Annotated in this window: 16 protein-coding genes; 11 read left to right on the top strand and 5 right to left on the bottom strand. The window is 72.8% G+C overall.

The annotated features are described in order from the left end of the window. Nucleotides 1-42: 42 nt before the first annotated feature. The 6 genes from ACFVXG_RS01755 to ACFVXG_RS01730 all read left to right on the top strand — a co-directional run bounded on the left by ACFVXG_RS01755 (nt 43) and on the right by ACFVXG_RS01730 (nt 5,586). Entirely contained in the window at nt 43-1,014 is a 972-nt protein-coding gene (locus tag ACFVXG_RS01755) for a metal ABC transporter solute-binding protein, Zn/Mn family (RefSeq protein ID WP_387923275.1), read from the top strand. Then, nucleotides 1,011-2,006 carry an ATP-binding cassette domain-containing protein gene (locus tag ACFVXG_RS01750; protein WP_387923273.1) on the top strand — a complete coding sequence of 332 codons (996 nt, stop codon included), beginning with the start codon at nt 1,011-1,013 and terminating at the stop codon, nt 2,004-2,006. Before ACFVXG_RS01755 ends, ACFVXG_RS01750 begins: the two co-directional genes overlap by 4 nt. Then, nucleotides 1,990-2,907, top strand: coding sequence for a metal ABC transporter permease (locus ACFVXG_RS01745; RefSeq protein WP_387923271.1), 918 nt, complete (start codon nt 1,990-1,992; stop codon nt 2,905-2,907). Before ACFVXG_RS01750 ends, ACFVXG_RS01745 begins: the two co-directional genes overlap by 17 nt. After that, nucleotides 2,904-3,764, top strand: a complete 861-nt coding sequence (locus ACFVXG_RS01740) for a metal ABC transporter permease (RefSeq protein ID WP_387923270.1) — start codon at nt 2,904-2,906, stop codon at nt 3,762-3,764. Before ACFVXG_RS01745 ends, ACFVXG_RS01740 begins: the two co-directional genes overlap by 4 nt. A gap of 12 nt (nt 3,765-3,776) precedes the next feature. Continuing rightward, complete coding sequence (locus ACFVXG_RS01735; protein WP_387923848.1) at nt 3,777-4,265, top strand: Fur family transcriptional regulator; 489 nt, start codon at nt 3,777-3,779, stop codon at nt 4,263-4,265. A 256-nt stretch (nt 4,266-4,521) separates the two neighbouring features. Next, nucleotides 4,522-5,586: an NAD(+)/NADH kinase gene (locus ACFVXG_RS01730; RefSeq protein ID WP_387923268.1), complete on the top strand. Its 1,065-nt coding sequence runs from the start codon at nt 4,522-4,524 to the stop codon at nt 5,584-5,586. A 39-nt stretch (nt 5,587-5,625) separates the two neighbouring features. Here ACFVXG_RS01730 and ACFVXG_RS01725 read toward each other — a convergent pair whose 3' ends face one another. Further along, nucleotides 5,626-6,213 carry a TetR/AcrR family transcriptional regulator gene (locus ACFVXG_RS01725; protein WP_387923266.1) on the bottom strand — a complete coding sequence of 196 codons (588 nt, stop codon included), beginning with the start codon at nt 6,211-6,213 and terminating at the stop codon, nt 5,626-5,628. Between the two features lie 109 nt (nt 6,214-6,322). Between ACFVXG_RS01725 and ACFVXG_RS01720 the strand changes: the two genes are divergently transcribed. Beyond that, nucleotides 6,323-7,570, top strand: coding sequence for an NADH:flavin oxidoreductase/NADH oxidase family protein (locus ACFVXG_RS01720; RefSeq protein WP_387923265.1), 1,248 nt, complete (start codon nt 6,323-6,325; stop codon nt 7,568-7,570). A 13-nt stretch (nt 7,571-7,583) separates the two neighbouring features. On the opposite strand, the gene ACFVXG_RS01715 is transcribed toward ACFVXG_RS01720, so the two are convergent. Further along, nucleotides 7,584-8,042, bottom strand: coding sequence for an ArsI/CadI family heavy metal resistance metalloenzyme (locus tag ACFVXG_RS01715; protein ID WP_387923263.1), 459 nt, complete (start codon nt 8,040-8,042; stop codon nt 7,584-7,586). Nucleotides 8,043-8,131: 89 nt separating this feature from the next. Here ACFVXG_RS01715 and ACFVXG_RS01710 point away from each other — a divergent pair, with 89 nt between their 5' ends. The 4 genes from ACFVXG_RS01710 to ACFVXG_RS01695 all read left to right on the top strand — a co-directional run bounded on the left by ACFVXG_RS01710 (nt 8,132) and on the right by ACFVXG_RS01695 (nt 10,625). Next, nucleotides 8,132-8,503: an ArsR/SmtB family transcription factor gene (locus ACFVXG_RS01710; protein ID WP_387923261.1), complete on the top strand. Its 372-nt coding sequence runs from the start codon at nt 8,132-8,134 to the stop codon at nt 8,501-8,503. Next, complete coding sequence (locus ACFVXG_RS01705) at nt 8,500-9,246, top strand: aquaporin (RefSeq protein ID WP_387923259.1); 747 nt, start codon at nt 8,500-8,502, stop codon at nt 9,244-9,246. The genes ACFVXG_RS01710 and ACFVXG_RS01705 overlap by 4 nt, the downstream gene beginning before the upstream one ends. Nucleotides 9,247-9,281: 35 nt before the next feature. Beyond that, nucleotides 9,282-9,701, top strand: a complete 420-nt coding sequence (locus ACFVXG_RS01700; protein WP_387923258.1) for an arsenate reductase ArsC — start codon at nt 9,282-9,284, stop codon at nt 9,699-9,701. 150 nt (nt 9,702-9,851) lie between these two features. Continuing rightward, nucleotides 9,852-10,625 (top strand): hypothetical protein, encoded by a 774-nt coding sequence (locus ACFVXG_RS01695; RefSeq protein WP_387923256.1) that lies wholly within the window; start codon nt 9,852-9,854, stop codon nt 10,623-10,625. 25 nt (nt 10,626-10,650) lie between these two features. On the opposite strand, the gene ACFVXG_RS01690 is transcribed toward ACFVXG_RS01695, so the two are convergent. The 3 genes from ACFVXG_RS01690 to ACFVXG_RS01680 all read right to left on the bottom strand — a co-directional run bounded on the left by ACFVXG_RS01690 (nt 10,651) and on the right by ACFVXG_RS01680 (nt 16,898). Further along, entirely contained in the window at nt 10,651-12,120 is a 1,470-nt protein-coding gene (locus ACFVXG_RS01690) for a nucleobase:cation symporter-2 family protein (protein ID WP_387923255.1), read from the bottom strand. A 489-nt stretch (nt 12,121-12,609) separates the two neighbouring features. After that, nucleotides 12,610-15,024 (bottom strand): non-reducing end alpha-L-arabinofuranosidase family hydrolase, encoded by a 2,415-nt coding sequence (locus ACFVXG_RS01685; protein WP_387923253.1) that lies wholly within the window; start codon nt 15,022-15,024, stop codon nt 12,610-12,612. Between the two features lie 146 nt (nt 15,025-15,170). Further along, a complete protein-coding gene (locus ACFVXG_RS01680; RefSeq protein ID WP_387923252.1) occupies nt 15,171-16,898 on the bottom strand; it encodes an IclR family transcriptional regulator C-terminal domain-containing protein in 1,728 nt (575 codons plus the stop codon). Between the last annotated feature and the right edge of the window lie 97 nt (nt 16,899-16,995).

The following is a 16,995-nucleotide window of genomic DNA, read 5'->3' as shown; positions in this document are numbered from 1 at the left end:
GCCGGACCGCGGGGCCGGCAGGTTTCGAGGAGCAACCCCGCCATGCGTGCCACCCCGTCCAGATCGGCCAGCCGTACCCTCCGCAGCGTGCTCGCCGCGGCCGCCGTCGCCGCGCTCGCCGCGACCAGCGCCTGCTCGACCTCCTCCCCGGCGAAGCCGGCCGCGTCCGGTTCGGGTAGCGCCGCCGGCGGCTCGAAGGTGATCCAGGTGGTGGCCGCGGAGAACTTCTGGGGCTCCATCGCCACCCAGCTCGGTGGTGACCACGTGAAGGTGAGCAGCATCATCACCAACCCGGACACCGACCCGCACTCCTACGAGCCGACCGCCGCCGACGGCCGTACGGTCGCGGGCGCCGACTACGTGATATCCAACGGGATCGGGTACGACGCCTGGTCGGACAAGCTGCTGGCGGCCAACCCCGCCTCCGCCCGCACCGCGCTGAAGGTCGGCGACCTGCTGGGCAAGAAGGAGGGCGACAACCCGCACCAGTGGTACTCCGCGGACAGCGTCACCAAGGTCATCGACCGGATCACCGACGACTACAAGAAGCTGGACCCGGCCGACGCCGCCTACTTCGACAGCCAGGAGAAGACCTTCACCACCCAGACCCTGGCCACGTACAACAAGCTCGAAGCCGACATCAAGGCCACGTACGCAGGCACCCCGATCGGCGCCTCCGAGTCGATCGTGACCCCGCTCGCGGAGAGCGTCGGCCTGAAGATGCTCACCCCGGAGACCTTCCTGGACGCGGAGAGCGAGGGCACCGACCCGACCGCCGCCGACAAGGCCGCCATCGACCAGCAGATCGCCGGCAAGCAGATCAAGGTCTACGTCTACAACTCGCAGAACTCCAACCCCGACGTGGTCGCCCAGGTCAACGCCGCCAAGGCGCAGGGCATACCGGTCGCCCAGGTCACCGAGACCCTCGCCCCGGCGAACGCCACCTTCCAGGATTGGCAGTCCCAGCAGCTCCAGGGGATCGCCGACGCGCTGAAGCAGGCGACGGGCAAGTGAGTATCCACCCGACCGAAGAGGTCCGACCGAAGGCCGAGCGTGCCGGACCCGGCGCCGATGCCGATGCCGTGCTGTCCTTGCGCGGGGCCGCCGTGCGGGTCGGCGGGCGGACCCTCTGGTCGGGGGTCGATCTGACCGTGGGGGCCGGGGAGTTCACCGCCGTCCTCGGCCCCAACGGGGTCGGCAAGTCGACCCTGGTCAAGGTCCTGCTGGGGGTCCTCCCGGCGGCCGCCGGCGAGGTGCGGGTGCTCGGCGCGGCGCCCGGCGGGCGGAACGCGGCGATCGGGTACCTGCCGCAGCGGCGCAACTTCGACGCCGGCGTCCGGATTCGTGGGATCGACGTGGTGCGGCTGGGGCTGGACGGGGACCAGTGGGGGATCCCCGTCCCGTTCCTGAACCGCGCCCGGCGGCGCGCGGAGCGCGAACTGATCGAGGAGGTCGTCGAGTTGGTCGGCGCCACCGCCTACGCCCACCGGCCGATCGGCCAGTGCTCGGGCGGCGAGCAGCAGCGGCTGCTGATCGCCCAGGCGCTGGTACGGCGCCCGCGGGTGCTGCTGCTGGACGAGCCGCTGGACAGCCTGGACCTGCCCAACCAGGGTGCGATCGCCGCCCTGTTGGGGCGGATCTGCCACCAGGAGGGCGTGGCGGTGGTGATGGTCGCCCACGACGTGAACCCGATCCTCCACCACCTGGACCGGGTGGTCTACATTGCCGAGGGCGGCGCCGTCTCCGGCACCCCGGCCGAGGTGATCACCATCGAGACGCTGAGCCGCCTCTACCGCACGCCCGTCGAGGTGCTGCGCACCGGCGACGGGCGGCTGGTCGTGGTCGGCCAGCCGGAGTCGCCGGCGGTCCACACCGACCGGCATGGCCACGCCGATCGACACGGCCACACCGACCGGCACGTCCACTCCGACCGGCACGTCCACTCCGACCGGCACGTCCACACCGACCGGCACGGGAACGGAGGCGGCCGTGCAGCTGGCAACTGACGCGACCGCCCCGGTCTTCAGCTGGGACCTGGTCGCCGACTTCCAGGACATCTGGTCCTACGCGTTCATGGTGAACGCCTTCCGGGCCGGCCTGGTGGTGGCCGTGGTGTGCGCCGTGGTGGGCTGGTTCATGGTGCTGCGCCGGCAGACCTTCGTCGGGCACACCCTGTCGGTGTCCGCGTTCCCCGGCGCCTCGCTGGCCGTGCTGCTCGGCTTCTCCACCACGCTCGGCTACTTCGGGTTCTGCGTCGCCACCGCGCTGGTGACGGCGGCGCTCGGCCGCCGGGGCCGGGGGAGCGGCGCCGAGGAGTCCGCGTTCACCGGTACCGTACAGGCCTTCGTACTGGCCTGCGGATACCTCTTCATCAGCCTGTACAAGGGCCTGCTGGAGGGGCCGACGGCGCTGCTGTTCGGCAGCTTCCTGGGCATCACCACCGGCCAGGTGGTGACCCTGGCGGTGGTGGGCGCCGTGGTGCTGGCCGCCCTGGCGGTGATCGGACGGCCGCTGCTGTTCGCCTCCGTGGACCCGGAGGTGGCGGCCGGGCGCGGGGTGCCGGTGCGGCTGCTGGGCACCCTGTTCCTGGTGCTGCTGGGTGCGGCGACCGCCGAGGCCAGCCAGATCACCGGCACCCTGCTGGTGTTCGCGCTGATGGTGATCCCGCCCGCGACGGCCCAACAGCTCACCGCCCGGCCGGGGTTGAGCCTGCTGCTGTCCGTCGTCCTCGGGCTGGCGGCCTGCTGGGCGGGCCTGGTCGCGGCCTACTACCAGCCGTACCCGCTCGGCTTCTTCGTCACCGGCTTCGCCTTCGCCGGATACGTCCTGGCGCACCTGGTGCGCTTCGCCCGGGACCGCCTGGCCGGCGGCGCCCGTCCGGCCGTCGCGATCGGAGCTGCGGCATGATCGCCGTCCTGACCCAGCCGTTCTTCCAACACGCCCTGCTCGCAGGGACGTTCATCGCGCTCGCGTGCGGGCTGGTGGGCTGCTTCCTGGTGCTGCGGGCGCAGATCTTCACCGGCGACGCGCTCAGCCACGTCGCCTTCACCGGGGCGATGGCCGCGCTGGCGGGCGGCTACGACCTGCGGCTCGGGCTGTTCGCGGCGACCGTCGGGGTGGGCCTGCTGATCGGCGGCCTCGGCCGGCGGGGGCGGGCGGACGACGTGGTGATCGGCAGCGTCTTCGCCTGGATCCTCGGCCTTGGCGCCTTCTTCCTGACCGTCTACACCACCTCCCGCAGCGGGGCCCAGGGCGGTGCCGGGACGAGCGTGCTGTTCGGCTCGATCTTCGGCCTGCACGGCAGCCAGACCACGGTGGCCGTCGCGATCGCGGGCGCGATCTGCGTCGCGCTGCTGCTGATCGCCCGCCCGCTGCTGTTCGCCACCCTCGACGAGGCCGTGGCCGCCGCCCGGGGCGTGCCGGTACGGGCGTTGGGGCTCGGCTTCCTCGCCCTGGTCGGCGCCTGCGCCGGGGAGGCCACCCAGGCGGTCGGCTCGCTGCTGCTGCTGGGCCTGCTCGCCGCCCCGGCGGGCGCGGCGCTGCGGCTCACCGACCGGCCGTACCGGGCGCTGGCGCTGTCCGCCGGGCTCGCGGTCGCGGAGATGTGGGGCGGGCTGCTGCTGAGTGCGGCGGCGCCGAAGCTGCCGCCGAGCTTCGCGATCATGGCGACGGCCACGGCCGTGTACGCGGCCACCTTCCTGGGTCGGCCGCGCCGGGCCTCCGGCCCGCAGCCGGCCGGGGTGGCAGCCCCCGGGACGGGTTGACCCGTGGCCGAGATGAGCAGCCGGGCGCTGACCACGGCCTTCCGGCGGGCCGCCGGGCGGCGGAAGGCCGTGAACGCGCAGCCGGATAACCCGGACAAGGAGCACGACGGGCTGGGCCGGCTCACCCCGCAACGCGCCGAGGTGCTGCGGTCGCTGCGGGCCTGCGAGGACTTCGTCAGCGCCCAGCTGCTGCACGCCGGGCTGCTGACCACCGGCTCCCGGGTGGGCCTGAGCACCGTCTACCGGACCCTGACCGCGCTGGCCGCCGTCGGCCGTGCCGACGTCGTCCGCGACACCAACGGCGAACGGCTGTTTCGCTACCGGCCGGGCGCCGACCACCGGCATTACCTGATCTGCCGTGTGTGCGGCCTGAGTTCGCCGGTGGACTCGGCCGCGGTGGAGGCCTGGGCCGAGCGGATCGCGGAGCTGTCCGGCTTCGTGGACGTCCAGCACACGGTCGAGCTGGCGGGCGTCTGCCCGGACTGCCACCGGGGCTGCTGACCGCCGCGGCGGCAGTCCGGCTGCCCAGCCGCTGCCCGCCCGCTGCTCACCGGCTGCTCTCGTGCCGAGGTGCCGGCCGACTGGCAGGACCGCCTCGGCGCCGCCTGACCCGGTGGGCGCCCGCGCGCCCGGCTCGCCGCCGTCCGACGAGCCGATCGGGCGTCGAGGCGCCACGATGGGCCGGGTAGGAAGACGCGGCCACCGCCTCCGGGCGGGCCGGGCCGCCGTACCCAGGCGACGAGACGAGGCCTCCGCCATGCCCGTGCACCGTGTCGGACTGGTCGTCCATCAGGGCCGGGCCGAGGCCCGGGATGCGGCGGGCGCCGTGCACGCCTGGTGCGCGGCGCACGGCGTCCGCTGCACCGAGATCGACGTCTGGACGCCGGACCACCGGCGCCGCTCCGGGCGCGAGGAGGCCCGCGCGGCCGGGGACCCGGACCTGGTGGTCACTCTGGGCGGGGACGGCACCTTCCTGCGCGGTGCCCGGATCGCGGTGAAGACCGGGGCCGGCGTCCTCGGCGTCGACCTGGGCCGGGTCGGCTTCCTCACCGAGGTGCCGGTCTGCGACCTCGCCACCGCCCTGGACGCCGTCCACGCCGGGCACGCCCCGGTCGAGGAGCGCATGACGCTGACCATGCGGGCCTCCAGGCTGCCCGGGGTGCCCGCGGAGATGGAGGCCTTCCTCTGCTACGGGCGCGGGCCCGCCCTGCCGCCCCCGCCGGTGCGGGCGGAGAACGGCGAGGGGGAGGGGTGGGGGCTGGCGCTGGACGTCAACGCCCTCAACGACGTGGTGGTGGAGAAGCTCGCCCGGGACCACCAGGTCAGCGCGGGGGTCTACATCTCCGGCCGGCTGCTGGCCGCCTACTCGGCCGACGCCTTCGTGGTCGCCACGCCCACCGGCTCGACCGCCTACAGCTTCGCGGCGGGCGGCCCGGTGCTCTCCCCGCACATGGACGCGGTGGTGTTCACCCCGATCGCCGCCCACATGACCTTCAACCGCACCGTGGTCGCGGCCCCCGACGAGCCGGTGGCGCTGCGCATCCTGCCGCACTCCGGCCGCGCCGCGGTCAGCGTCGACGGCCAGCTGCGGGGCGTCCTCGACCCGGGGGACTGGATCGGCGTCTACCGCGCCCCGCAGCGCGTGCGGCTGATCCGTCTGCGGCCCACCGACTTCTACGGCCGGCTGCGGGACCGCTTCCGGCTCACCGACGCGCCCGCCACCGCGAGCGACGGGGAGGCCGCCCCGTTCTTCCGCCCCGACGCCGCCGTGCCCCCTGACCTGGCGGGGCTGCGGCTGGTGCCGCCCTCGGCGGCGCGCTGAATATTCGGGCGCCGGCCGCCGCCCGCCGGCCGCCGCCCGCTACGCCTTCGCCGGGGTGACGGCGAGCGCCGCCAGGACGGCCGCCCGGACCTGGCCGGAGACCGCCTCGGGGGAGGAGGCGTCGAGCTTGCCGTCCAGGTGCAGGAAGGCCAGGCCGTGCACCAGGGCCCACACCGCGGTGGACAGCGCCTCCGGGTCGGCGTCGGGGAACACGCCGTGGACGATGCCGTGGACGTACTGCCGGATGGCGGCGGTCGCGGCGGTCCGTTCCTCGTTCGTCGGGTCGCAGGGCTCGGCGAACATCGCCCGGAACAGCGCCGGGCGGTCGAGGGCGAAGCGGACGTAGGCGACGGCGACGGTGGCGAGCTCGTCGGGTGTAGCGGGTTCCGGGTGGGCCGCGGTGAGGGATCCGGCGAGTTCGAGGTAGCCCTCGGCGGCGACGGCGGAGACCAGGGCGTCGCGGTCCGCGAAGTGGCGGTAGGGGGCGGTCGCCGAGACGCCGGCCCGCCGGGCCACGGCCCGCAGGGACAGGCCCGGGCTGCCGTCCTCCTCCAGCAGCTCCCGCGCGGCGCGCAGGCAGGCGGAGCGCAGGTCGCCGTGGTGGTACGAGCCGGTCGCTTGTGGCATGGGTCACCCTCCCTGATGTATGCACTGTTCACATTTCTCGCCTAATGTGAGCGATGTACACATCCTAGTCGACCCGGTCGACGGAGAAATCGACGGAGAGGAGACCCGAATGGCCAGCGAGCTGTTCTCGCCCCTGCACCTGCGCTCGGGGGCTGTTCTGCGCAACCGCATCGCCAAGGCGGCCATGGAGGAGAACATGGCCGGCGACGGCCAGCTGCCCGACCGGCGGATGCTGGAGCTGTACCGGCGCTGGGCGGCCGGCGGCACCGGCCTGCTGATCACCGGCAACGTCATGGTCCACGCCGAGGCGCTGACCGGGCCGGGCGGCGTCGTGCTCGACGAGGCCGCGCCACTGGAGCCGTTCACCGCCTGGGCCGAGGCCGCCAAGTCCGGCGGCGGGGCGGTCTGGATGCAGATCAACCACCCCGGCCGCCAGGTCGCCTCCGACATGCCCGGCGTCGTGTGGGGCCCGTCCGCGGTGGGTGTCGACCTGGGCCGGCACAGCGGCCGCTTCGGCCGCCCCAGCGCCATGACCCCCGAGCAGATCGAAGCCACCGTCGCCCGGTTCGCGACCACGGCCGCGCGTGCCGCCGAGGCCGGGTTCGACGGTGTGGAGATCCACGCCGCCCACGGCTACCTGCTGTCGCAGTTCCTGTCCCCCCTGGTCAACCGGCGCACGGACGCCTGGGGCGGGTCGCTCGAGAACCGGGCCCGGATGCTGCTGGACGTCGTCCGCGCTGTCCGCGCCGCCGTACCGCCGGCCTTCGCGGTCGCCGTCAAGCTCAACTCCGCCGACTTCCAGCGCGGCGGCTTCGACGCCGACGACGCCCGGCAGGTGATCGCGATGCTCGCACCGCTCGGCGTCGACCTGGTCGAACTGTCCGGCGGCAGCTACGAGAGCCCCGCCATGACCGGCCGCCCGGCCGACGCCCGCACCCGCTCCCGGGAGGCCTACTTCCTGGACCTCGCCGAGGAGTTGGCCGCCACCAGCCCCCTCCCGCTGATGCTCACCGGCGGCATCACCCGGCGCGACACCGCCGACCAGGTCCTCGCCGGCGGCGTGGACGTGGTCGGGCTCGGCACCGCCCTCGCCGTCACCCCCGACCTGCCCGACCGCTGGGCCGCCGGCCGCGAGGCCGACGGCGCGCTGCGCCCGGTCACCTGGTCCGACAAGGCCCTCGCCTCCGCCGCCACCATGGCCCAGGTCCGCCACCAACTCCGCCGCCTCGCCCGCGGCAACGCCCCGCGGCCCGGCACCCACCCCGCCGTGGCTCTCCTCGCCGAACAGCTCCAGCAGCGCCAGGCCCTGCGCCGCTACCGCGCCTGGCTCCCGACGGTGCGCAGCCTGCGGCCCTGACTCCGACTGGGGGTCAGCCGCAGGCGCAGCCCGTGGCGGCGGGTGCTTGTTCGGGGAGGCAGCAGGCCGGGCCGGGGGCGCCCTCGGCGCTCTTGCCGAGGGTGTCGGCGTCGGCCTTGACGACGTAGACCTCCCAGGGTTCGCCGCCGGGGCCGTGGACCCAGACCTTGTCCTGGAGGGCGTAACAGCAGGAGGTGTCGTTCTCCTCGAAGGCGGCCAGGCCGGCCTCCTGGAGGCGGGCGGTGGCCGCGGTCACCTGGTCGGTGCTCCCGACCTCGACGCCGAGGTGGTCGAGGCGGGTGGACTCGCCGGGCTCGCCCTCGATGAGGACGAGCTTGAGCGGCGGCTCGGTGACGGCGAAGTTCGCGTAGCCGGGGCGGCGCTTGGCGGGTTCGGTGCCGAACAGCTTGGTGTAGAAGGCGACCGAGCCTTCGAGGTTGGCGACGCGCAGGGCGAGTTGAACGCGGGACATGGTGGTCCTCCCCGATCCGAGGTCTTGATTCGACGGATGTCGATATAGTCGACGTTGCCACTCGCATCGATGGCTGTCAATATAGACATATGTCGAATCTGGAACTGGAGCTGATCGGGCAGGACGACGCGGCCGCGTGCTGCTCGCCGCTGGTCCGCGAGCCCCTCGGTGAAGAGGCCGCCGTCGACCTGGCGAAGGCGTTCAAGGCCCTGTCGGACCCGGTGCGGCTGCGGCTGCTGTCGCTGATCGCCTCCCACGAGGGCGGCGAGGCTTGCGTCTGCGACCTGACCGGCCCGTTCGACGTCTCCCAGCCGACGATCTCCCACCACCTCAAGGTGCTCCGCGAGGCCGGGCTGGTCGGCTCCGAGCGCCGGGGGACCTGGGTCTACTACTGGGTCCTGCCCGCCGCGCTGGCCAAGCTGTCCGCCCTGCTCCAGGCCCCCGTCGGGGGGTCCAGATGACCGGGATGGCACCGCTGGGCCGCCGGGCGGCGGTGGAGTTCGTCGGGACCGGCGCGCTGGTCGCCGTCGTGGTCGGCTCCGGCATCCAGGCCGCCAAGCTGTCGGCGGACGTCGGCGTGCAGCTGCTGGCCAACTCGCTCGCGACTGTGTTCGGCCTCGGCGTGCTGATCCTGCTCCTCGGCCCGGTCTCCGGCGCCCACTTCAACCCGGTCGTCACCCTGGCCGCCTGGTGGACCGGCCGCCGCGAGGGGGACGGGCCCGGCCCGCGGGAGGTCGCGGCCTACGTCCCGGCGCAGATCGCCGGGGCGATCGGCGGGGCGGTCCTGGCGGACGCGATGTTCGCCGCGCCGCTGGTGCGCTGGTCGACGCACGACCGCTGGGCACCGCACCTGTGGCTGGGCGAGGTCGTCGCGACCGCCGGGCTGATCCTGCTGGTCTTCGGCCTGGCCCGGGTCGGGCGCGAGCGGTTCGCCCCGGTGGCGGTCGCCTCGTACATCGGCGCCGCCTACTGGTTCACGTCCTCGACCAGCTTCGCCAACCCGGCGGTGACGATCGGCCGGGCCTTCACCGACACCTTCGCCGGCATCGCCCCCGGCTCGCTCCTGCCATTCATCGCCGCCCAGCTCGCCGGTCTGGTCGTCGGCGTCGCGCTGGTCGCGGTGCTGTTCGGCGGCCCGATGCCCGTCGCGGACGGCCTCGTCGTCCCGCACGGCGACCACCACCCGGCCCCGGCCGCCCGCTGACCCTCACCCGTACACCCCCCCGAAGGACCCCTCTCGTGAGCACTTCCGCCACCCCGTCCGTCCTGTTCGTCTGCGTGCACAACGCCGGCCGGTCCCAGATGGCCGCCGCCTTCCTCACCCGCCTCGGCGGCGACCGGGTCGAGGTCCGCTCGGCCGGGTCCGCCCCGGCCGCGAGCGTGAACCCGGCGGTGGTCGAGGCCCTGGCCGAGGTCGGGATCGACATCTCCGCCGAGGTCCCGAAGGTCCTGACCACCGAGGCCGTCCAGTCCTCCGACGTGGTGATCACCATGGGCTGCGGCGACGCCTGCCCCTTCTTCCCCGGAAAGCAGTACCTGGACTGGCAGTTGGACGACCCGGCCGGCCAGGGCGTCGAGGCCGTCCGCCCGATCCGCGACCGGATCGAGCACCTGGTCCGCGGCCTGCTCGCCGACCTCGGCATCCCGGCCCAGGTCTGACCTGGCCCTGCCCCGCCGAGTCGGGAGCGAGGAGCGGAATCGGGCGCCCGCTGTGTCCTCGGCTTGCGCTACTCTCCGGCAATGCCAAGGAATGATCGATATTGCGCTCGATACCGGCGGGGCAGCTCAACCCTCCGTGCCCGGACGGTCGTGGGCATCGTCCTCGGTGTCGCCGCGCTGGCCGGCTGCGACCCGAGCGGTACCTCCGCGACCCCCAGGCAAGGGCCGTCCATATCCGGCAGTCCCACCACCGATGCGGCGCCGACGGCCTCGACATCGGCCGCACCTGCCCCCGCGACAAGCCCGGCGGCCACATCACTGTCCTTCAGCTACTACGCGCTGGGCAAGCAGGAGTTCATCGACCAGACCCTGTCCATCGGCAACGACGGGCGGACCAGTGTGGTGCCCACGCTGACGATCACGGCAGTGGACGGCAGCGGCAAGGATCTGCCCGACGTGCAGGTCAGCACGGCTTACGGGAGTGACCGGGGCGGTCTGGTCATCCAGCCCGGTGGGGGATACGACGTCCTGGCCTTCCACGGTGCTGACGCCGGACGGGTCGCGAACGTCAAGGTGGCCGTCAAAGAGCTTGCTGCGGCAGACCTTCCGGCGAGCGCAGCTGCAGTCGAGGCCGATCCGGCGGACGCCTCAGGTCAGCCGCTGACCAAATTCGACGCCTTCGACCAGGTCATCCTGAAAAACCCGAACAGCACGGCCGTATCGGTCCGTATTGTCTACTTGGTCTACGACCAGCCAGCGGCCGGAACGCCCCAGCAGGTGGTCGAAGCGGTCCCGATCGGTGGGCTGATCACAGTTCCTGCTGCGGGCACCACTTCTGTGGCCGTGTCCGGAGACGCAAGGACGGCTGTCCAGAAGTACTCAGGGGGACCAGCCGTGAGCCTCAAGACCTACTTCTCACGCTAGCCCCGACCGTTCTGGCCCCGACCGTTCAACGGCGGCGTCGTCGGCGAGGGCCACGGCGCGCAGGGCGTCGGCGAGGCGCTGAACGGGCTCGGCCGGGGGTGTGGGGAGCCGGGCCAGCAGCAGGCGCCGCACCTCCTGGGGGCCGCCGCGCACCGCCAGGACGCGGACGCCGGGCGGCGCGAAGGAGGCCATCGCGGCGGAGACGGTGGTCAGCCCGAGGCCCGGCGCCCTGGCCGTGGGCGCCGCCAACATCGGCGCCGGTGTCATCTCTCCCGCCATGACCGCCGCCCTCGTGGACGCGGCCGGCCCGGAGAACGCCAACACCGCGGGCTCCGTCCTCAACGCCAACCGCCAACTCGGTTCCCTCGTCGGCATCGCCGTCACGGGCGTCGTGCTCCACACCGTCGCCGGCTGGGACCACGGCGCCGCCGTCTGCTTCCTCCTCGCCGAGTTTGGGGATGAGGGCGAGGACGAGGAGGATGCCGCCGGCGACCGCGGCGACGAAGCGGCTGCGGACCTTGGTCATGCCGACCAGGCCGACGTTCTGGGCGAACACCGTGTCCAGGAAGCCGTTCATGATGCCGCCGAAGACGCCGGAGACACCGTCAGCGGCAAGGCCTCGTGCAAGGTCCTTGCGGGAGAGCGGGCGGCCGGTCATCTCGCCGACGGCGAGCATGTCGGCGGTGGACTCGGTGAACGTCACCAGCATGACCACGCACATGGAGATCACGGCCGCGATCGGGAAGTGCGGGGCGCCGAAGTGGAAGGGAGCGGAGAGGCCGAACCAGTCGGCGCCGTCGACGGAGGAGAAGTCCGTCAGGCCCATGGGGAAGGCGACCAGGGTGCCGACGATCAGGCCGAGCAGGACGCCGAGCTGGGAGAGGAAACCGCTGGTGAAGCGGTTGACCAGGACGATGAGCAGCACGATGCCGCCGGCCAGCGCGAGGTGGCTGGGGGCGGCGTAGTCCTTGGCGGCGGAGTCGTGGCCCGCGATCAGCCCCGCGGCCACCCCGATCAGCGACAGCCCGATCACGGTGATGACGGACCCGCTGACCAACGGCGGGAAGAACCTCACGGCGCGGGCGAACGGCACCGCGACGAGCAGCCCGAAGAAGCCTGCGGCGATCATCGAGCCGTAGACCGCCTGCATGCCGTACTCGCCCGCGATCAGCATCATCGGGGTGACGGCGGTGAACGTGGCGCCCGCGACGACCGGCAGCCGCACGCCCAGCACCTTGCCGATGCCGAGCGCCTGAATCAGCGTCACCAGGCCGGCCACCAGCAGGTCGGCGTTGATGAGCAGGCCGATGGTGGTGGTGTCGAGCTTGGCTGCCGCGCCGAAGACGAGCGGGACGGTGACACAGCCCGTGTACATCACCAGTACGTGCTGGAGGCCGAGCAGGCCGAGCCGGGCGGGCGGCAGGACTTCGTCGACCGGATGCCGGGCGGGTGCGGCGGTGGAACCGGACGCGGGTACGTCAGGGGCCTGGGACACAGGGGCCTCCGGAGGTGAAGCAGAGTACGGGGGAGAGGGGAAGAGCGGCGGCGCGCGACAGGGGGTGGGTGCGGCGGAGAAGGGAGGTTGGGGGTGTGGGCCCATCGACCAGAACAGCGGGTCAACTTTTTGTTGACGTCGTTTCGCCCGCGTTTCCGGGGACGAACAGGCGTGTTGCTTTCGCTGTGACCGAGCGTTCGCGATCACCCGCCCAGCCCGGACACCGATTGTTAACGGCCGCGGAACGGCTGCGACACGGCGGGGCATCACCGTCACTGCCAGGACCGCGGGGTCGGCGAGCGGATGTTGGCGATGGTTCGAACCAACCGGCCGGGCGACGTGGGTCCTCTACCTGCCCGAGCTCAGGGCCCCCCTTCCGCGGCCGGGCCCTGCGCAAGGGCGAGCACCTGGCCTGACCGGGGCGATTGGTCCGCAACAGATGGGTGGCCCAGCCGACTGGTCGGCTGGGCCACCGGTTCGAGGGGTGGGTCAGTGCTGGAGGGTGAGGACGCCCGGCTGCCAGGGGAGCTTGTCGTAGGGGCCGGTCGCGGTGGGGCTCTTGCCCTGGTAGAGGAACTGGAGGTTGCAGGGGTCGATGGTCATGGTCTGGTCGGGGTTGTTGCGGACCAGGTCGCCGTGGCTGATGTCGTTGGTCCAGTTGGCGCCGCTGTTGGCCTTGCCAGCGAAGGGGTTGCCCTCGCTGGCGGCCTGCGGGGTCCACGTGCCGTTGAGGCTGGTGGCGGTGAAGGAGCGGAAGTAGCGGCCGGCGGCGCCCTGGGCTTCGACGATCATGAGGTACTGGTTCTGGTCCTTGACCTTGTAGACCTGTGGCGCCTCGAAGAGGTTGTTCACCGAGTCGCTCATGACCGTGGTGTAGGAGGAGCCGAAGTTGCCGGGGAAGTTGCCGATGGGCATGCTGGCCCGGTAGATGCTGCCGTTGTCGCCGGCGAAGAACAGGTACATGTTCTGGCCGTCGGCGATCAGGGTCTGGTCGATCGGCCCGGTGCCGGAGTTGGGGATGCTGCCGGTGAACAGCGGTTGCGGCGCGGACCAGCCGTTGGGGTTGGTCGGGTCGTTGGAGGTGCGGTAGAGGAAGGGCCACTGGCCCCACTGGTAGGCGAGGACCCAGATGTTCTTGGGCGCGAAGTAGAACAGCGTGGGGGCCACTGCGGCCTGGTTCATGCCGGTCTGGCCGGTCGAGGCCATGTCCGACCAGTTGGTGAACGGGCTGAACATCATCGAGCCGTAGGACGACCCGGACACGTTCGACCCGTAGACCAGGTGCTTGCCGTTGTAGACGACATCGGTGAAGTCCTTCACCGAGGCCCACCCGTTGCCGGGCTTCGCCAGCGAACCCGTCGAGGACCAGTGGTAACTCGACGGCAGGGCACAGGAGTTGCTGCCCGACGGCGCGGGTGTGGTCGGGGCGGAGCCGGCCGGGGTGAGGTTCCAGTGCTGGTTGGCGGCGCCCCAGGAGTCCCAGATCTGGACGGGGGTGCCGTTGGCGGTCTGGTTGCCGGGCGTCTCCAGGGCCTTGCGGGTGGCGACGTTGGTGAGGGTGTAGGAGCCGTCGCTGTTGCGGGCGGCCTTCCAGTGCTGGTTGGCGCCGCCGTTGTCGTCCCAGACCAGCAGCTTGGTGCCGTTGGCGGCCTGGCCGGCCGGATCGTCCAGGACCCGGCCGCTGGCGAGGTCGGTGAAGGTGTAGGAGCCGTCGCTGTTCCGGCCGGCCCGCCACTGCTGGTTGGCGGCGCCGCTGGCGTCCCACACCTGGAGTGGGGTGCCGTTGCCGTTCTGTCCGGCGGGCTCGTCGAGGACGCGTCCGGAGGCCGCGCCGGAGAGGGTGTACACGGTGCCGGGGACGATGCCCCCGCCCGGCGTGCCGCCGTCTCCGCCGCCAGTGCCGCCGCTGCTCGCGCTCAGGGTGCTGAGGACCGCGCCGTAGGCAGGCTTCTTGTTGCCGTTGCCGTCGAACAGCAGCGCGTTCTCGCCGGTGCGCCAGGAGTCGCTGTCGCGGATGCCCCACACGGTGAGGCCCGTGCAGCGGGGAACGTCGAGGCAGGCCTGGACGGCGGCGGTGTACGCGTTCGCCGATGCCTGGGCGATGTCGAGCTCGGTGATCTGGACGTCCACGCCGAGTGCGGCGAAGTTGGCCAGGGTGGTCCGGTAGCTCGCCGGGGGGCCGCCGGCGCCGAAGTGGCTCTGGAAGCCGACGCAGTCGATCGGCACACCGCGGGACTTGAAGTCCTTGACCATGCTGTAGACGCCCTGGGTCTTGGCGTCGGACCAGTTCTCGATGTTGTAGTCGTTGTAGCAGAGCTTGGCGGAGGGGTCGACGTTCCGGGCGGTGCGGAAGGCCTCCTCGATGAAGCCGTCGCCCAGCTCGTCCTGGAACACCGAGCTGCGGTGCCGGCCGCTGCCGTCGTCGCTGAACGCCTCGTTGACCACGTCCCAGGCGTAGATCTTGCCCTTGTAGTGGGACATCTCCTGGGTGATGTGGTTGTCCATCACGCCGCGCAGGGTGTTGGCGTCGTTGATGGACTTGACCCAGGCCGGCAGCTGGGAGTGCCAGACCAGGGTGTGGCCGCGCATCCGCTGGCCGTGCGCGGAGGCGTGGCTGACGATCGAGTCCGCCGGGGCGAAGTTGAACGACCCCCGGGAGGGCTCGGTGGTGTCCCACTTCATCTCGTTCTCCGGGGTGATCGCGTTGAACTCCCGGTCGAGGATGGTGGAGTACGTCGAGTCGCCGAGCCTGCCCGAGGACACCGCCGTGCCGAAGTAGCGGCCGCTGCCGGCCGCCGCCTCGGCGGTCGTGGTCGGTGCGGCGGCCTTCGACGTGCGTGCGGCCTGGGCGATCAGCGGCACGGCGGCGCCCGTGGCGGCGAGGGCCACGGCGACGGCGATCACGCGACGGGTCGCCGGGCGGCGGCGATGAGAACGGTTCTGATCGGGCAACGGCTTCTTCCTCTGGCACAGTGGGCCTTGGTCCTGGCCTCGTTCACCTGCCAGTTGCCGCCGCCCGCGGGAAGGTTGCCGTGATCCGGGAGGTTTTTTCAGCGGATCCGGGAGCCGGTGAAGCGGGCGACTTCGGCCAGGTCCGCCCCGATCCGGCGCGCGGCCTCCCGCAGCGGTGGGAGGACGGTGTCGTGGATCCGGTCGGCGGTGCCGCGGCTGGCGGGGAGGGCGACGTTGGCGGCGGCGATCACCCGTCCGTGGTCGTCGGTGACGGGGACGGCGACGGAGCACAGCCCCTCCTCCAGCTCCTGGTCGACCAGCGCCCAGCCGTCCCCCGCCGCGGCGGCCAGGGCGCGGGCGAGGGCCGGGACGGTCGCCTTGGTGTGCGGGGTGATCCGGTGAAGCGCCACCCGGCGCAGGTGGTCCAGCCGCTCCGGCTCGGGCAGGGCGGCCAGGAGCACCCGGCCCATCGAGGTGGCGTACGCGGGGAAGCGGGTGCCCACGGTGATGTCGACCCGCATGATGCGGGAGGCGGTGACGCGGGCGACGTAGCGGATGTCGTCGCCGTCGAGGACGGCGACGGACGCCGATTCGTGGACCTGTGCCACCAGGGCGGCCAGATGGGGCCTGGCGATCTGGGCGGTGGTCAGTTGGGAGAGCCGGGCGAAGCCGAGGTCCATGACCCGGGGGAGCAGTCGGTAGCCGTCCGGTTCGGCCGCGGCGTAGCCGAGGTGCTGCAGGGTGATCAGGGCCCGGCGGGCGGTGGCGCGGGGCAGGCCGGTGGCGCGCGCCGTGTCGGCCAGGCTCATGGCGCCGCGGCGCGACCCGAGGGCTCGCAGGACGTCGAGGCCGCGGGCCAGCGACTGCAGGAAGCCGGAGCCCAGTTCCTCCTTCAGTGAACTGTCGAAGGCCGCGACGGTGTCCGGCGGCGGAGGGGGCGGGGTCTGGCGGCTCAGCGCGTGCTCCATGGCGTCGACGGTGGCGCGCATCCGGGGGAGGGCGTGCTGCGCCAGTGACGTGGCGGTGTGGCGGCTCGTGTGGCTGACGACGCTGAGGGCGCAGACCGTGGCGCCCGAGGGGTCGCGGACGGGCAGGGCCACGGCGACCAGTCCCGGTTCGATCAGCTGGTCGTCCACCGACAGGCCGGTCTCGCGGGCCGTCCGTACCCGCTCCTCGAAGTCCGCCTCGATGGAGCCCGCTTTGATGGAGCCCGCCTCGATGGAGCCTGTTTCGATGGAGTCCGCCTCGATGACGGCTGCCTCGGCCCGCCGGTCGTCGCCGGTCCCGGTCCGCCTCGGGACGGCGGGGAAGCCGCTGTCGAGCGGATCCGTCCGGCGCCGGGTCAGCCAGCGGTCGCGCTCGGCCTCGGTCCACCGGGTGGCGAACAGGGCTCCGGGCGCGCAGCGTTCGGCCGGCAGCAGGTCGCCGATCCGGAACGAGACGGCCATGCTCCGCCGGCGTGGGGCCTGGGTGATGAACCGCACGCCGTCCTGGTCGGGTACGGCGATCGAGACGGACTCGTCCAGCCGGTCGGCGAGGGCGAGCGCGTGCGGAGTGAGTGCCTCGGGCAGTCCGCAGGAGGCCAGGTAGGCGTTGCCGAACCCCATCACCCGGGGGGTGAGCAGCAGGTCGCGCCCGTCGGAGCGCAGCAGGCCGAGGCGGACCAGGGTGGTCGCGACGCGGTCGACGGTCGAGCGGGCCAGGCCGGTCTCGCGGGCGAGGTCGCTGGGGCGCTGCCGTGGACTCGGGTCGGCCGCCATGGCGCGCAGCACCGCCAGGCCGCGCTCCAGCGGGCGGACCGACTCGTCCGGGGAAGGGGCGGTCATCTCGGACCTCCTGATCGGTGGCACGGAAGCCGCGGCACGGATGCCCTGACACGGGGCCACGGCGGGGCATTGACACGGCCGGTGGGGCGGCGCACAC

This window comes from Kitasatospora sp. NPDC058162 (assembly GCF_042884005.1).
In the GTDB taxonomy this organism is placed as follows: Bacteria; Actinomycetota; Actinomycetes; order Streptomycetales; family Streptomycetaceae; genus Kitasatospora.
This window is presented reverse-complemented; position numbering and strand designations above follow the sequence as displayed.

Excerpts from the sequence above, each read along its gene's own strand:
- ACFVXG_RS01755 (WP_387923275.1), top strand. The coding sequence starts at position 43 with ATGCGTGCCACCCCGTCCAGATCGGCCAGCCGTACCCTCCGCAGCGTG.
- ACFVXG_RS01740 (WP_387923270.1), top strand. The coding sequence starts at position 2,904 with ATGATCGCCGTCCTGACCCAGCCGTTCTTCCAACACGCCCTGCTCGCA.
- ACFVXG_RS01735 (WP_387923848.1), top strand. The coding sequence starts at position 3,777 with ATGAGCAGCCGGGCGCTGACCACGGCCTTCCGGCGGGCCGCCGGGCGG.
- ACFVXG_RS01730 (WP_387923268.1), top strand. The coding sequence starts at position 4,522 with ATGCCCGTGCACCGTGTCGGACTGGTCGTCCATCAGGGCCGGGCCGAG.
- ACFVXG_RS01725 (WP_387923266.1), bottom strand. The coding sequence starts at position 6,213 with ATGCCACAAGCGACCGGCTCGTACCACCACGGCGACCTGCGCTCCGCC.
- ACFVXG_RS01720 (WP_387923265.1), top strand. The coding sequence starts at position 6,323 with ATGGCCAGCGAGCTGTTCTCGCCCCTGCACCTGCGCTCGGGGGCTGTT.
- ACFVXG_RS01715 (WP_387923263.1), bottom strand. The coding sequence starts at position 8,042 with ATGTCCCGCGTTCAACTCGCCCTGCGCGTCGCCAACCTCGAAGGCTCG.
- ACFVXG_RS01710 (WP_387923261.1), top strand. The coding sequence starts at position 8,132 with ATGTCGAATCTGGAACTGGAGCTGATCGGGCAGGACGACGCGGCCGCG.
- ACFVXG_RS01705 (WP_387923259.1), top strand. The coding sequence starts at position 8,500 with ATGACCGGGATGGCACCGCTGGGCCGCCGGGCGGCGGTGGAGTTCGTC.
- ACFVXG_RS01680 (WP_387923252.1), bottom strand. The coding sequence starts at position 16,898 with ATGACCGCCCCTTCCCCGGACGAGTCGGTCCGCCCGCTGGAGCGCGGC.